The 15439-nt window shown below is 50.6% G+C and carries 11 protein-coding genes; 7 read left to right on the top strand and 4 right to left on the bottom strand.

Features of this window, described 5'->3' with window-relative positions:
- Window positions 1-11: 11 nt before the first annotated feature.
- From ACY0JR_RS09135 to ACY0JR_RS09160, 6 genes are all read left to right on the top strand, one after another.
- Complete coding sequence (locus ACY0JR_RS09135) at window positions 12-995, top strand: GSCFA domain-containing protein (RefSeq protein WP_462633693.1); 984 nt, start codon at window positions 12-14, stop codon at window positions 993-995.
- 64 nt (window positions 996-1059) lie between these two features.
- On the top strand, window positions 1060-3093 hold the full coding sequence (locus ACY0JR_RS09140; protein ID WP_462633694.1) for a thioredoxin domain-containing protein: 2034 nt from the start codon (window positions 1060-1062) through the stop codon (window positions 3091-3093).
- Between the two features lie 478 nt (window positions 3094-3571).
- Complete coding sequence (locus tag ACY0JR_RS09145) at window positions 3572-4048, top strand: hypothetical protein (protein ID WP_462633695.1); 477 nt, start codon at window positions 3572-3574, stop codon at window positions 4046-4048.
- Window positions 4049-4102: 54 nt separating this feature from the next.
- Window positions 4103-6637, top strand: coding sequence for a replication restart helicase PriA (gene priA, locus ACY0JR_RS09150; RefSeq protein WP_462633696.1), 2535 nt, complete (start codon window positions 4103-4105; stop codon window positions 6635-6637).
- A 348-nt stretch (window positions 6638-6985) separates the two neighbouring features.
- Window positions 6986-7411 (top strand): hypothetical protein, encoded by a 426-nt coding sequence (locus ACY0JR_RS09155; RefSeq protein WP_462633697.1) that lies wholly within the window; start codon window positions 6986-6988, stop codon window positions 7409-7411.
- A gap of 1347 nt (window positions 7412-8758) precedes the next feature.
- Complete coding sequence (locus ACY0JR_RS09160) at window positions 8759-9085, top strand: Rieske (2Fe-2S) protein (RefSeq protein WP_462633698.1); 327 nt, start codon at window positions 8759-8761, stop codon at window positions 9083-9085.
- A gap of 11 nt (window positions 9086-9096) precedes the next feature.
- Here the strand turns inward: ACY0JR_RS09160 and ACY0JR_RS09165 are convergent, their stop codons facing one another.
- The 4 genes from ACY0JR_RS09165 to ACY0JR_RS09180 all read right to left on the bottom strand — a co-directional run bounded on the left by ACY0JR_RS09165 (window position 9097) and on the right by ACY0JR_RS09180 (window position 14005).
- On the bottom strand, window positions 9097-10554 hold the full coding sequence (locus ACY0JR_RS09165) for a PQQ-dependent sugar dehydrogenase (protein WP_462633699.1): 1458 nt from the start codon (window positions 10552-10554) through the stop codon (window positions 9097-9099).
- A gap of 177 nt (window positions 10555-10731) precedes the next feature.
- Window positions 10732-11148, bottom strand: a complete 417-nt coding sequence (locus ACY0JR_RS09170; RefSeq protein ID WP_462633700.1) for a type II toxin-antitoxin system VapC family toxin — start codon at window positions 11146-11148, stop codon at window positions 10732-10734.
- Entirely contained in the window at window positions 11141-11392 is a 252-nt protein-coding gene (locus ACY0JR_RS09175; protein ID WP_462633702.1) for a DUF6364 family protein, read from the bottom strand. Before ACY0JR_RS09175 ends, ACY0JR_RS09170 begins: the two co-directional genes overlap by 8 nt.
- Window positions 11393-11461: 69 nt before the next feature.
- Complete coding sequence (locus tag ACY0JR_RS09180) at window positions 11462-14005, bottom strand: M14 family metallopeptidase (RefSeq protein WP_462633703.1); 2544 nt, start codon at window positions 14003-14005, stop codon at window positions 11462-11464.
- Window positions 14006-14499: 494 nt separating this feature from the next.
- Between ACY0JR_RS09180 and ACY0JR_RS09185 the strand changes: the two genes are divergently transcribed.
- Window positions 14500-15273, top strand: coding sequence for a hypothetical protein (locus tag ACY0JR_RS09185; protein WP_462633704.1), 774 nt, complete (start codon window positions 14500-14502; stop codon window positions 15271-15273).
- The last annotated feature ends 166 nt before the right edge of the window (window positions 15274-15439 follow it).

Raw genomic sequence — 15439 nt, forward strand, 5'->3', positions numbered from 1 at the left:
CCCTTCTGCCTATGCAGTTCCGCACTGAATTAAACGTTCCCATTGCCCCTTCCCGGTTCTCCCGCACCAAAGGAATCTTCACCATAGGTTCCTGCTTCGCCGAGGTCATGGGCCGGAAACTACAGGAAGTCAAAGCCAATGTGCTGGTGAATCCGTTCGGGACTATTTTCAACCCGTTGTCTATTCACAAGCTGTTGCGGGCCGCGCTTACCCAAGATGAAAGCAGTTTAGAAGCGGGGCTCGTAGAGCAAAACGGCATCTGGTACCACTATGATTTCCACTCGTCCTTCTCCCACGCCCAACCCCAGGCATTGCTGCAAATGCTTCGGGCGCAGCTACAACAAGCGCATACTTTTTTGAAACAGGCCCAGGTACTCATGGTTACCTGGGGAACTGCGTACGTCTATGAACGCGTAGACACCGGCGGTTTAGTGGCCAATTGCCATAAAATACCCCAGAAACAGTTCAGCAAACGCCTACTTACGGTAGAGGAAATTACCAAGGATACGCAGCAAACCTTGGAGCTTCTACACACGCATTGCCCCAGTTTACAGGTAATCCTGACGGTAAGCCCCGTACGTCATCTCAAAGACACGCTTGCTCTAAACAGTGTGAGCAAAAGCCTGCTGCGGGTGGCCGCGCATCTGGCCATGGAACAGCACCCCCGCATCACGTATTTCCCCGCCTATGAACTACTGCTGGACGATCTACGCGATTACCGGTTCTACGCCGCAGATTTACTTCACCCCTCAGAAATGGCCGAAAACTACATCTGGGAGAAATTCATCCAGGCCTACGCCGACCATGCCTTTAGCCATTTCATAGAACGCTGGATCGATGTACAGCGCGAACTGGCGCATAAATCCTTCCATCCAGATAGCCCTGCGCACCAGCAGTTCCTTCAAAAACTACTGCAGAAATTACAAGGCATGGCGTTGGAAGCCGATGTGCAGGCCGAAATTGATACAGTTCAGCGGCAGCTACGTATGAACTAAGGCATTTCAAGCCTCTTTTCAAGAAAGAGGCCTGAAATGCGTATTACCTCACGATTAGAAAAAAATGGAAAGAAAGCCCAACCGCCTCGCGCAGGAGTCCAGCCCGTATCTGTTGCAACACGCCTACAACCCGGTAGATTGGTACCCTTGGGGAACCGAGGCGCTGCAGAAAGCGAAAGACGAGCAGAAACCCATTCTGGTGAGCATTGGGTACGCGGCCTGCCACTGGTGCCACGTCATGGAGCATCAATCCTTTGAAAAAGAAGAGATTGCCCAGGTCATGAACCAGCACTTTGTCTGCATCAAGGTAGACCGTGAAGAACGACCCGATGTGGACCAGGTATACATGGATGCGCTGCAGGCTATGGGCGTACAAGGTGGCTGGCCGCTCAACGTATTCCTGAACTCCGACGCGAAGCCTTTCTACGGGGGCACTTATTTTCCGCCGCAGCACTGGAAACAGTTACTTCAGAACATCGCCGAAGCCTACACTAAAAGTCGTCAGGAACTAGATACCTCAGCCGAACAATTTTTGGAGCATCTACAGCAAAGTGAACTGGCGAAATACGGTCTTCAGCAAGGCAACCCAGACTTTACTCCAGAAGCTTTTGAGCAGATGTTCACCAATCTGAAGCGCCGCTTTGACTTGAAACACGGCGGCACAGGCGAAGCCCCCAAGTTTCCCATGCCTAGCATCTGGCGCTTCCTGCTGCGGCATTACCACCACAGCCAGGACCCGGCGGCGCTGGAACAGGTCAACCTCACCCTGGAAGAAATGGCCTTCGGGGGCATCTATGACCAGGTGGGCGGCGGCTTCGCCCGTTATTCTACTGATCAGGAATGGCTGGTGCCTCACTTCGAGAAAATGCTCTATGACAACGGGCAACTCCTCAGTCTTTATGCTGAGGCTTACCAAGTGACGCGCAATGAACTGTACCGGCAAGTAGCCATGGAGACCATCGCGTTTGTAGAACGGGAACTCACCAGCCCAGAAGGTGGCTTCTACTCGTCTCTTGATGCTGATAGTGAAGGCGAGGAAGGCAAGTTCTACGTGTTCACCCAAACCGAACTGAAAGAGATATTATGCGAAGAAGCCGAATTGGCGGCTAAATACTACCACACCACAGAGGAAGGAAACTGGGAGAACGGCGTCAACATTCTGCACCGCCGCCAAACCGATGAAGCCTTCGCCGCCGACCAGGGACTTTCTCTGGAAGAACTACAGGAACTTGTCCAAAACTGGAAAGACACGCTGCTGCTAGCGAGAACCCAGCGCCCCAGACCGGGTCTGGATGATAAGATTCTTACTTCCTGGAATGCCCTTCTACTCACCGGGCTCACAGATGCGTACCGCGCCTTCGGCGAAGCCAGAATACTGGAACTAGCCTGCACCAACGCCAACTTCCTTCTGGACCATGTAAAACAAGGAGACCGACTCTTCCACAATTATAAAGAAGGCAAAGCCACCATTGACGGATTCCTGGAAGATTACGCGCTCCTGATTCAGGCCTTACTGGGCCTATACCAAGTTACTTTTGACGAGAAATGGCTAAAAGAAGCGAGAAAACTCACCGACTATACGCTCACTCACTTCTTTGATGAAACAGAGCAGCTTTTCTTCTTTACTAGTAACGCCGGCGAGCAACTGATTGCCCGCAAAAAAGAGATTTTTGACAACGTGGTGCCTGCCTCCAACTCCGTCATGGCCATGAACCTGCACTTTTTAGGCCTGTTATTAGGAAAAGAGCGCTATTCCAGCCTTTCAGATAGAATGCTCTCCCAAGTGCGCGATTTAGTGGTGCAAGAACCTTCCCATCTAGCCAACTGGGCTTCCCTGTTTTACCTAAAACTAAAGCCCACTGCCGAGATTGCCATTGTAGGTCCGGAAGTCCATGCCTTCAGATACCTCCTGCAACAACATTTTCTCCCGAATGCGCTATTAGCAGGCACCAAAGAAGAAGATGCCTCTGCCCTCCTCCTGCTGGAAGACCGCACGGCCCATAACGGGCAAACCACCATCTATGTGTGCTACAACCAAGCCTGCCAACTACCCGTGCAGTCCGTAGCCGAAGCTCTGGAACAGGTCAGTCGTATTTAAAACTCTATTATTTAAGAGATGAAAGGCCTTACTCTTTTAAGAGATGAAAGGCCTTATTCTTGATGGAGTAAGAGGAAAATGTGCGTACTAATTTTAGTAATTAAAACAGAATACTCGCTCGCGTCCCGCGAGTGTGAGTTACCTGCGGCCTCTGGCCGCTTCTGTGATTCTTTTGAATAAACTTCCAAAAAGCGGCGGGACGCCGCAAGTAGCTCACACTCGCGGGACGCGAGCGAGTGAAATCATTTATTGCTTAACTCACCCTCTCTTTATCATTCTGAAAGGACTCTGTGGGCAAACTAGAAAAGCACAATATCAACCATCCAATGCACATTCCTCAGTTTTTACCCTACATTCCCAGAATTCGGCTCTATAGAAGTCCTTAAAAGCAACCCACAAAATATTATTCTCGGGCATACAGAACTGGCTAGAGGTAGACGTTGTTGGAGTGGCAAGAACCTAAACCCAAATAACGTACGTGAAGAAGTTACTAGTACTAGGCGGCCTTTGGCTGGCCTGTTCAGCTTCCGCCTTTTCTCAAGACGGAGACGGTTATTGGAAGCGATTACAGAAAACCCACCCCGAAACTACCTTAGAAGCCTTACAAAACATCACGCCGGCTGTTTCCCAAGCCCCTTCTGGCCTGCCAGAGCTTCCGGCCTGCCGTTTAGCTTTGGTATACGGCGGCAAAACCCGTGACATTTCAGAGGAGAATCTGGAAGTGATGAAGAAGAAAGGCTTGAAAGCGGCTCTTATCCGGCAGTTCAGGAAAGAAATGCTCTTCACCTCGGCTGAGAAGGAAGTTTGGCTGCCCGTGAAAGCCACGTTGGTAGACCAGTTGCAGATTGAAGTAGCCCCTGCCGCCCCGGTGTTGCTGTACACTACCGTCTTGCAGAACCCAATTCCCCAGCATACTCCTGTGACCTTGTTGGTAGAAGACTATCAGGTGAGATAAGGAAAGTTTCCGTTTACGGGCTGTTTTTCCGAACTTTGGCTCAAATCGGACGCTTTGACACCAGAATTAGAATTTCATATTCCCGCTGATGACGTCCCTGAACGGATAACCCTGTTTGCGGACGTCATTTTACCTTTACCGCTTCCCAAGCTTTACACGTACAGGGTGCCTTATCAGATGAGTGATGAGGTATTGGTGGGTGCCCGCGTGCTGGTGCAGTTCGGCTCCAAGAAAGTACTGAGCTGTGTGGTGGCCCGCGTGCATGAGCAGCCCCCCAAAGAATACCAGGCCAAATACATACTGGAAGTCATTGACGAAAAACCAGTGGTAACCGGTCCGCAGTTGCGCCTCTTCCTCTGGATGGCCGAGTACTACCTCTGCACCCTGGGCGAAGTCATCAATGCGGCCCTTCCCTCGGCCCTGAAACTCAGCAGCGAATCTAAAATCCAGTTGCATCCGCAATTTCAGCTGGAAACCAATGAATGGCCGCTGACGGCGCATGAGGAGAAAATCATTTTCGCGCTGCGCCAGAAGCCCCACCTCACCTTTACTGAGGTAGGGCAGTTGCTGCAACTCACCAGTTTCCATAAAATTATTAAATCACTCTTACTCAAAGATGTCATCATCATCTATGAGGAAATAGCCGAGAAATACGCGCCCAAAGTAGTGAAGAAGGTGCGCCTCGCCCCTCACTTCGTGACCGATGAGGCAACCTTGGAAGAGCTATTCAATCAACTAGCGGCCCGCCCGAAACAACTGGATGTGCTGCTCAAATACGTGCAGCTCACGCCCATTCTGCAGAACCTCCGCCTGAATGACGAAGGCCTGGAGAAAAACGTGCTCACGTCCAACCCTCACTTGTCTCTATCCGCCATTACCACCTTGCTGAAGAATGGCATTCTGGAGCAGTTTGACGTGGTGGTGAGCCGCTTCCCCATGGCCGAAGGCCGGGGGCCGTACTTAAGCTCTGATTTGTCACCGGCCCAAACTGCCGCCCGTGACCAGGTGCTGGAAATGTTCAATGAGAAAAGCACGGTGCTGCTGCACGGCATCACGGGCAGCGGTAAAACTGAAATTTACATTGACCTCATTCAGAAAGCGGTAGAAGCGGGCGGGCAGGTGCTCTATCTTCTCCCTGAAATTGCGCTTACCGCCCAGATTGTGACCCGCCTGAAACGGGTGTTCGGGGATAGGTTGGGCGTGTACCATTCCAAGTTCTCAGACAACGAGCGCGTGGAAGTCTGGAACGGGATTCTCTCGGGCCGGTTCCAGGTGGTGGTGGGCGTACGTTCTTCGGTGTTTCTGCCATTCCATTCGCTTTCGCTCATCATTGTGGACGAAGAGCACGAACCCTCCTACAAGCAGCACGAACCCGCGCCGCGCTACAATGCCCGGGAGGTGGCGTTTATGATGGCGCAGTTCCAGGGCGCTAAAACGTTGCTGGGCTCGGCCACGCCGTCCATAGAGTCTTATTACCATTGCAAGAGCGGCCGTTGGGGATTGGTAAACTTGCTCGAACGCTACGGTGAGGCCACTTTGCCGCAGGTAGAACTGGTAGATACCCGGCAGGAAAGCCTGCGCAAGAATATGCTCAGCCATTTTTCCAATAGGTTGGTGCATGACATAGAAGACGCATTGTTCCGGAATGAGCAGGTGATTCTGTTTCAGAACCGCCGGGGCTACGCGCCTTTCATTGACTGTAATGACTGCGCCTGGATTCCTAAATGCCGCAACTGCGCCGTAAGCCTTTCTTACCACAAGTTTTCCAACGAGCTCAGGTGCCATTACTGCGGCTACACCGAACGCAAACCCAACGATTGCCCCGCCTGTGGCTCTACCATGCTGAAAACCGTGGGTTTCGGGACCGAGAAGATTGAAGACGAATTGAAGCTGATTATGCCCAGCGCCCGTATCCAGCGCATGGACTTAGATACCACCAAGAAGAAGAACAGCCATCAGCAGATCATTGAGGACTTTGAGCAGCAACGCACCAACGTACTGGTAGGCACCCAGATGGTGACCAAAGGGCTGGATTTTGAACACGTGAGCCTGGTAGGCATCCTCAGCGCCGACAGCATCATCCACTTCCCCGATTTTAGGGCGCATGAGCGGGCGTACCAGTTGTTTGTGCAGGTGAGTGGCCGGGCCGGCCGGAAAGGCAACAAAGGAAAGGTATTGATCCAGACGGCCAACCCGAACCAGCCTATTTTCCAGCGCGTGATACAAAACGATTACCAGGGCTTGTACGAGCAGGAAATAGCCGAGCGGCAGAAGTTCCGGTATCCGCCGTTTGTGCGCATGATTCGGTTAACCGTCAAACACCCCGAGGCTAAGCCTTGCGAAGGGGCCGCTATCTTGCTGACCAAAGAACTGGTAGACCGTTTAGGCAGAACGGGCGTTCTAGGTCCCGAGGCCCCGCACATCTTCAAAATCAGGAACCAGTTTTTACAGGAAATTCACGTGAAACTAGACCGTGACAGTGGTCACCTGCGGGAGTCCAAAGCTCAGGTGCTGGAAGCGGTTCAGGCCTTACTGCAGAACAAAGAACTGAAGCAGGTACGCGTTGTCATAGACGTAGACCCTTCCTGATTACAGACTTCTACCCCTTCTCAGAGCCCGTCTAGATGAAAGAGCGCCGTCTTTTTCAGCTAGACGGGCTCTCTTCTAATATCACTATTATTGGTTCTGACTTGCATCTAAGCAGTATCTGTTTTCATTCCGCAAAAACAGTTAAAAACCAACGTCTTTTTCATCCTCAAAAAAATCGGGCTCAGTTTCAGAATCTTCGGCTTCATCCTCATATTAAGCCTTTTAAGAAATCCTTAACATACAACCAAGCAACGTTTTGCTCAACTTTGCATCTATATAATCAAAAGGGCTACTTCCCAACGGACGAACTCTTCTTATACCGTTTAAAAAATTTAACCATAAAAAATTATGAAAACTCAATTAACCACCGCCTTCTTTTCTGTTTGTTTCCTATTGAACATGGTTCCTGCCTTTGCTGGAAACACGCCTGCCAACGGAGTTGACAACCGCACCACCAAAGCGTTTTCGCACGTGCTTAAAACCAACAACCTGCGCATCTTGTCACTGGAACTGCAACCAGGTGAATTCCTGGATTTCCATGCCTCTCCAGAGCAGGAAGCCTACGCCGCCTCAGACGGAACCTTGCGCACCGTAACCGCAGACGGCCAGGAGAAAACGATCAACGTGAAAGCCGGTGACCGTCTTTGGATGGATCTGACTCAGTTCAAGAACTGGAACACCGGAGAAAAAACCTTGAAAATAATGCTCCTGGAGCGTCCTACAGAAGGTGTTGAAAAAAAATCTAACATTTCTTTGTACACACTTAAACCTTAATGGATTAGCTCCGTTAAAACCTATACATTCACACTCTATTTCAGCTTAAAAGTAGTCTTAGTCTATCCGCTTGCGCTCTGGTGATAGACTACTTTTAAGCATTTTTTTTGCCTTTACTTTTCCTTAGCCATTCTGCCCAGAATGGCTTTTCTTTTGCCCCACGGCTCTTTCCCCTAGAGATGCGACTTCACGGTTCAGTAAGGCTTTTTCCGGTTCACTCCGGCTTTATCAGGCTTCAGTTAGAAAAAGGCCCGCTTCTTCTTATTTAGGTTGTGGTGGGCGCAAAGTCACTGCATATTTGTATCATCAATCAGCACGGAAGCGGTTGAGTCACCTGCCCACAGGAAGATTCCCCACCATTTGGTTGATTGCTGCCCAGCGCAGCACTTCTAGTAGAATTTAGGTTTTGTTTGTTAGTTTGGTGTAAGGGGCCCGGTTTTTCCGGGCTTTTTCATTTCAGGTCCATTCCAACTCCGTTGCTGAAAATCGTTTTAGACGTACTTTCCGGAAAGGGGCCGTAAAACGGATTTCTGCTAGCTGGGATGGATGTTCAGTCTAGCTTAGAATGTCCATCGGCTAACTAAGAGGGAAAGTGTGCAACCTACCTCTACCACTCCGAGGAAGGGAATCTTGTACATAATTTTTCCTACTCTCCTGCTCCCTGCTCTTTCAGATTTATCAATCCGAAAGTACTCTGTCGGGGGGGCTCAATCCCCGCATCTGCTAGAATAATGAAGAAGGTGGTTCAGAATCAAGAATAGTGCCTTGCCGGTGGTTCCCGGCGAGGCTGGAGACTCGCTTCATCCTTAGTCACGAGACGGGAGTCTCGCGCCAGTGGATTGAGGTATTTCAACCCTGTGAGGTTTTGGAAACCTCACAGGATTTCGCGTTTCAGGCCCTTTTCTGTAAAACAGCCAAAGAACAGTAAAGAGTCTTCTAACAATGATAGCGTTTCCTACGGGTCATTTTAGTGAAAATTCTGTCCGGTTCAGGAGGCGTAAGGACGGTTTCACGCGGGCTGTTTCCACTTCACTCCGGCTTTGTCTAGGTTCAGCCAGAAAAAGGACTGCTTCCTCCTTTTTGGGTTGTGGTGCGGCTCAAAGCACTGCATCTTTGTAACACTAAACGAGACCACAGCCCCTGAATCCCTCTCAGCTAGCTGCTCTCCCAGGTTCTTGTTTGGTATTTAGGTTTGTTTAAAGTTTTGTTTGTTAGTTTGGTGTAAGGGGCCCGGTTTTTCCGGGCTTTTTCATTTTACATCGGTTTACAAACAGGTTCTACTGTTTACAGGGCGTTTTCCAGAGAACAAGGCTAAAACAGCTTTTCCCTTTCCTCGTACGCTCTCCTATGCAATGGATCAAACTCTTTGACAGCGAGGCCGAGGCCAAAACTCAGATTCCGGTAACCCGTTCCAAAGCCATGGTAGTAGCCGGAAAGGAAATCTGCCTCGCGCATGCACCCTCTGGGCTATATGCGGTAGACAACCCCTGCCCGCACCTAGGCGATGCCCTCAGCCGGGGAACCATCAATTACTTGAACGAGATTATCTGCCCCTGGCACAGCTACCGTTTCCACCTGGGCACCGGCGAGGAATGCAAAGGCCGAACCCGCCCCTTAGAGCGTTTTACGCTGGAAATCAGAGAAGACGGGGTATTCGTGCAGGTGCCTGATTAAGTTTGAGGCACCTATTGGTTGATAGGCACTAAGCGATAGATGACGCCGGGGTTCTCCACGGCAATGTACACGTACCCATCGGGGCTCATGCGTACGTCGCGCACCCGGCCAATATCCTGAAGCAGCCGTTCTTCCTTTACAATCTTGTTTCCGTTTACCTCTAAGCGGCTTAAAAATTTAAAGCTGAGCGAACCTACCAATAGACTACCCTCCCACCCTTTGTAGCGGTTTCCGGTGACAAACGCCATCCCCGAGGGGGCGATGGAAGGCACCCAGATTTTGATGGGATCGGTCACGCCTTCTTTCTGTTTCAGGTCAGAGATGATGGAGCCGTTGTAGTCAATGCCGTGCGTGACCTCGGCCCAGCCGTAGTTGGCTCCTTTCTTTACAATGTTCACCTCATCGCCGCCCCGGGGGCCGTGCTCGTGCAGCCACAGTTCTTTGGTAGCCGGATTTAAGGCCATGCCTTGCGCGTTTCGGTTCCCGAAGGTGAAGATGGACGGCATCGCGCCCTCGCGGTTCACGAAAGGGTTGTCTGCGGGAATGGAGCCGTCTTCTTTGATGCGGTGGGTTTTACCGGCGTGTACAGTCAGGTTCTGCGGATTCACTTTGGTACCGCCCCTGTCGCCCATGGTAAAGTACAGATACCCGTCTGGCCCAAACTCTATGCGGCTGCCGTAGTGGTGGCGGGTTCTGGCGTAAGGCTGCGCCTCAAAAATGTTCTTCTGGTCTTTCAGGCTGTTCCCGTCCAGGCGGGCCCGCATGATGGCCGTAGTGGACAACGTCTGCCCGCCATCTTTTTTAAACGCTGAGTACGAAAGGAAAATAGTGTTGTTTTTGGCGAAGTCCGGGTGCAGTTTGACATCCAGCAAACCGCCTTGGCCTTGGGCCAGCACCTCGGGCGTGCCTTCTATCTTTACCAGATCTCTGTTTTTGGTAAGGCGGTACAAGGTTCCGGAGCGTTCGGTGACCAGCATATCGCCGTTAGGCAAAAACGCCATGGCCCAGGGCACATCTATGCCGGTTAGTACCGTTTCCAGTTGGAAACTGAGCTGCTCTGAGCGGTGAACTGTTGTGTTGGTTTGGTTCTGCGGCTTGTCCTTATGGGCCACTACGCCCTGCTGGATGAAACTAACCAGTTGGGTTATCTGCGCATCTGAGAAAGTGCTGGCATAGGCGGGCATTCCTTGGTCTGGGTAGCCGTGTTTGATGCTCTTGAACATCGCCTCCGGCGAATTCCCGTGCTGCCACTTGCGATTCACAAACGTCTCCAGTTCCCGGCCATGACACCCGCCACAATAGTTGACGTAAGTGCTGCGGGCATCGGCTACCTGGGAACTGGTTAATTGCTGCTCTGCCGCGGGCGCATTCCCGGCTGAAGTGGCGGTGGAAGAAACTGACTTGGTACAACTTGCCAGGCCAGACAGACAAACCAGGACTACAGAAGCAATTTGAAGAGCAGAACGCATGCGGGGCTGGGGTTAGGTTCACAAAATAGTAGAGCAACGCTACCAAAGACGCATACGAAACTACACTTTTTCAGGCTGTTTTCTAAAAAGCGCCCGAAAACAGGAACGCCCGCTAGTGGCGGGCGTTCCTGTTGGGTTAGTTGATTAAAGCGGCCAGTTGTTGACAGCAGGCATTTGCTACCTTCCAATTGTCTGGACGTACAACTCCGGCGTTTGTACCAGTATTTCGGCTTCTTTATAGTCTTTTACATTTCTGGTAAGTACAGTAGTTAACCCAGCTTCTATGGCCGTAAAATACTGAATGGCATCTTCAAAATCTTTGAATTTTGAATTAAGGGCTAATTCAATGACTTTATCATCAACTGAAAGAACCTGCACTAATACCTTAAACTTACTTAAAACCCTTCTCGCTTCCCCCATAGAAAACTGTCTGGAAAGCAGGTAGTGTAGATTTGAGAAAGAAAGCGAAGAAACCGCTAAGGTAAGTTCGCCTTTATCTGCTAAGGTGAATAAAGTAGCCGCATATACGTAATGCGGTTCCCTTTGGGCTAACAAATCTAGACAGACATCTGTGTCAATGAATAGCTCAGTCATTCAGGTACTTTTTTGCCAAATGACTGGCATACTCGTCTTTTCGATCAACATCTTCTGGAAGAGAAATTACCCCTGAAAGACTTTTCACTAAAGGTGAAAGCTCTACATTGGTTTTTTCTTCTGCCGTGATTCTGTCCAGATAAGACTCAATCAACTTTGATAAACTTGTTTTTTTAGAAGAGGCATAGAACTTAGCTTTTTCAATAATATCCTTGTCCAGTAATAACGTCAGCTTCGTGTTCATACGTGCAGAAATATAATAGTTAATACGTGCAAGATTAACTGAAAGTTCATCTAAGTCCTAGCTCCTAACTTACTGCCCCACCAGGAACACGGCATTCCCGAACATCAGTTTACCGCCCTGCCAGAACGCTCTGAACAAAGGATTATCTACCAGGTACACCACTTGTCCGCGGCCCAAGTCCTGCACGCCCAAGACCAGGCCATTCTGCAGGTTGCTTTGCACTTTAGAACCCACAAAACCAGTGGCGGGGGCTTCGCCTTTCACTACCCCCACATTCCAGGCGTCTTTCATGAACTGGGGCAAGGTGTTGGTTCTGATCAAGGCCGGGTACGTGGCGCCGTAACCAAATGCCAGCGGATGCGTGTTGTCCAGGTTGATTCTATACACGCTGCCCTGTACTTCTTCCGAAATGGACTCGCGCTCACGGTTGCCGTACTTTTTGAGGTCATCTGTGGAAGGACCTTTCTTGGCGTTGGTGGTATCAGCGGCCTTTTTCTTCACCGCGAAATCTGGTTTATCGGCCAGGAACGTTACGGCGCTTTCCAGGGCAATCAGCTTGCCGCCGGCACGTACCCAGTCTTTTACTTTGGTCAGGGTGGCTTCGCTCAGAATGCGGCCGTAGTTACCCGTTGGGAGAATGAGCACGTCAAACTCAGACAAAGGCACATTGGCGAAGTAGTCGCCGCCCAGCACTGTTACGGGGTAGTCTATCTGCTGCTCAAAGTAATGCCAGATTTCCCCGAAACCGTACGCCGACACACCTTCGCCGGTGAGCAAGGCCACGCGAGGAGCTTTCACGTACCTGATGCTGCGCGAGCCGAAGTCTGAACCGTTGGTCACAAAGCCGGTGCTGGTAGAAGCCAGTTGAATGCCCAATGAATCGGCGGCACGGGTCACCAGTTGGTCGAATTTAGCACCCAGGCCCTCGTTGCCGGTGCGGGTGATGATGAGCGTACCAGGCGCGTATTTCTGGTTGTTCTGCTCAAACGGCACCTCAGAATAGCGCACGCGCACCTTAGATTTCAGCAACGCCGCCAGGAATTTCAGGTCCTGAATGCCGTTCCAGCGGGCTAGGTAGGCGTAGGTATTGGGTGTGGCCGTATTGGTCACCGCCGTGGCGGCTGGTTTGGCTTCGTTTAAGGCAACTCGGCCGGTAAACGCGGCTCCTTTCAGGCCATAGGCGTATGGCAACGACCACGCGGTAATATCATAGGTCACGGAGTCTTCCAGGCGAGCCGAGGGTTCAAACAGCACGTTCAGCAACGTAGATTTAGGCTGATAAGCACTGATGACCAAATCGCCGGACTCATATTTCACAGATTCAGTTTTGCCGGTCTGGTAGTTGAACCCTTTGCTGCTGCCTGCGGCTTTGGCATAACCATAGCGTATTTGCTGGCGCTCCAGATAATCTGTCAAATCTTTGATGCGGCCTTCTTCGCCTTTCACCTTGAACACGTAGCTGCGGTACTGCCCGAAGGGCTTGGACTGGGCATCTGCGTAGAACTTCTTGAATTCCTTCACCACCTGGTCCGCTTTGTCTGACATGGCCTCCACACTGGCCAAACTGGCGGCGTGGTGGTGGGCAATGCGTTGGCTTAAGGTTAAGCTGTCGCCGTCTGACTTCTGAATGACCACCCCGGCGCGGCCCGAACCGCCTTGCTCATACGTCATGGCAATAGCGCCCTGGTAAGTAGGCCAGGTATCGCCGTAGCTGGGGTAAAAGAGGTCGAAGCTTTCGCGGGTGAAGTACAGCCAGTTGTTTTTGTCAAAGTACCGGCGGTTGTACTCGCCTATGAAGTTCTGGGCTTCGCGCTGCCAAGGCGTGATGGCATCATGGTAGGGCTTCGCCGAAGGCGCGAAATAATACGGATTGTCAACGGCTTGCTCGTGGAAATCGGCGTGGAGTTGCGGCATCCATTGGTTGTACACTACGGCCCGCTGCTTGGACTCAATCTGCGTTTGCCAAGCCCAGTCGCGGTTCAGGTCAAAGTAGTAGTGGTTGGGGCGTCCGCCCGGCCATGGTTCCTGGTGTTCCCAAGCGTACGGTGAGGCATTGGGCGTTTGGTTGCGAGCCCGGTTGTACCACTGCGTGTAACGTTCGCGGCCGTCTGGGTTTACGCAGGGATCAATCATGACCACCGTATTTTCCAGCCATTTCTGGGTCTGGGCATTGTTGGGGTTCATTAAGTCATACAACACCTGCAACACGGCCTCAGAAGAGACAGACTCATTGCCATGAATGTTGTAGCTGAGCCACACAATGGTCGGTTGCTTGGCACCGGTTGGCTGGCCGCTCATTAAACCAGTGCTCTTGAGGTTATTGGTTCTGATTTCCTCCAGGCGCTGCATGTTGGCCGGCGAAGAGATAGTGGCCAGCAGCAAGGGACGTTTTTCATACGTGTGCCCGTAGGTCTGCACCTGCATTTTGCCGGGGTTCTGGGCCGCCAGATACCGCACATAATCTACAATGCGGGCATGGTACGTGAACTGGTCGCCCAGGCGATACCCTAAGAATTGTTCTGGTGTCTGTAACGTGGCCTGGGCATAACCCACCGACATTCCGCACCACAGAATGGCCCAACAGAGCGCATACTTTACGTAAATTTTCAGCATAAGAATTGGCTTGAGTAAGCGTAATAAGCAAAAGAAGCGATTTCCAAAGTTTGTAAAAAATGCTGAAAGAGTAAGATGCCGCAGACGGGTTTTCAGGCCACTTTTCAGAAAACTCCTCAAAAAGATGTTCTCTTCTCTTGCCAGGAGTAACAAGGGAATCTGCTTTTTAGCCGAGGGCAGATTTGGCACAAGACATTGTTCCCTTCCAATTTTGGCTGATGGGTCTTCCAAATCTTAAAGATGTAGCTACTTATCAAGATACTTTAAGAAAGTTCTGCCAGTATTAGGGGTAAAGGGAAAGCCGGGTGTCTATACTTCTGAAAATGCATAGAAGCGCTTTGCATCTCTTTCAAAAAAAGACATTTCACCCAGTAGAATAATCTAACCACCATTAAAGCTCTCGCTACTAAGTGTATGCTTCCATTACCGTGGTTGTGTCCTTGACATTTGCGGGCACACTAAGGCTTTCTTCCATCAAATCACTTTAACATTTTATGAAACTCAACAGAATAGCACCCCTTTGTTTAGCAAGCGCATTTTTTCTCCTCACTTCCTGTGAAGACAAAGACAAAGGCACTGATCCGCAACCGGTTTTAAAAACTTGCTCGCTCACCAAAGCAACAGAAGGCCAACAGGTCACTACGCTCACGTATACAGGTGATCAGCTCACAAGCTTCACGGAAGGCGCAGAAACCGCCACTGTTCACTACAATTCGGCGGGTAAGCCCAGTAAACTAACCTATGCGGGCAGCAATGATGAAGTTCTGTATACCTATGATACCCAAGGCAAACTGACTTCTATGAGCGAAGCCGAACACCTGGAGAATGGGGTAAGCACCCTCACCACCCAGTACGAGTACACCAATGACAAGATCACGAAAGCTACCTACACTAGAACCTTTCGGCCAACGTCTGGTCCTTCTACCATTCCTCTGCCCAGAGGGTACACGACGTATACCTATGATGCCAAGGGCAATATTTTAGTTATAAAGGAATATTCGTCTCAGAACTTTATAACCTCTACTACAGAGAAGTCTAACTATGATGACAAAGTGAACCCGGGGGCCTTCCTGCAATCTTTGTTCGGGCCAGCAAGCCCAAATAATGCTCGTACTGAAGTTGAAAAAGACGAAGACAGCAACATTGACAAAGCGGCCTCTTACACCCATGTCTATACCTATAACGAGAGCGGCTACCCCACCAAATTGGAAAAAACAAACCAGAACGGCGTCAAGAGCTTAGCCACCTTTGATTACAGCTGTAAATAGCCTGCCCTACGTTCATTCAGAAAAGCCCGGTCTACCCGGGCTTTTCTGTTTTACCCCCGCTTTTACATTTTTGAGCTTATTTCCTGAAATCAATCCCTAAATAGATGTTGTCTGCTGCCGCCGGATTCTCTAATTTACCCGCACCAAACCTCACCAAACAAACACG

It is taken from the genome of Rufibacter sp. JT3400010 (assembly GCF_054956755.1).